The sequence below is a fragment of the Levilactobacillus zymae DSM 19395 genome (assembly GCF_001434115.1).
Classification (GTDB): Bacteria; Bacillota; Bacilli; order Lactobacillales; family Lactobacillaceae; genus Levilactobacillus; species Levilactobacillus zymae.
Genome location: NZ_AZDW01000052.1, coordinates 1 through 399, shown reverse-complemented (window position 1 = coordinate 399; position 399 = coordinate 1). Strand labels below are relative to the sequence as shown.

Here is a 399-nt window from a genome sequence, read left to right as displayed (position 1 = left end):
AACCTGTGACCCTCTGCTTGTAAGGCAGACGCTCTCCCAACTGAGCTAATCCTCCAAAATGACCCGTACGGGATTCGAACCCATGTTACCGCCGTGAAAGGGCGGTGTCTTAAACCACTTGACCAACGGGTCATGATAATAAAATCATGATGACACTTGACACAACGGAGAGTGAGGGATTCGAACCCTCGAAACAGGTTAGTACCCGTTTACAGCATTTCCAATGCTGCTCCTTCAGCCGCTCGGACAACTCTCCATTATAAAGCTCCGGCAGGCGGGCTCGAACCGTCGACAACCTGATTAACAGTCAGGTGCTCTACCAACTGAGCTATGCCGGAATAATCGCGTGGCAACGTCCTATCCTCGCAGGGGGCGATCCCCCAACTACTATCGGCGTGC

3 tRNA genes are annotated in these 399 nt (G+C 52.6%); all 3 read right to left on the bottom strand.

The annotated features are described in order from the left end of the window. Positions 1–59 precede the first annotated feature (59 nt). The 3 genes from FD38_RS11590 to FD38_RS11580 all read right to left on the bottom strand — a co-directional run bounded on the left by FD38_RS11590 (position 60) and on the right by FD38_RS11580 (position 338). A tRNA-Glu gene (locus tag FD38_RS11590) sits at positions 60–132 on the bottom strand. 33 nt (positions 133–165) lie between these two features. Next, a tRNA-Ser gene (locus FD38_RS11585) sits at positions 166–256 on the bottom strand. A 9-nt stretch (positions 257–265) separates the two neighbouring features. Further along, positions 266–338, bottom strand: a tRNA-Asn gene (locus FD38_RS11580). Positions 339–399 lie beyond the last annotated feature (61 nt).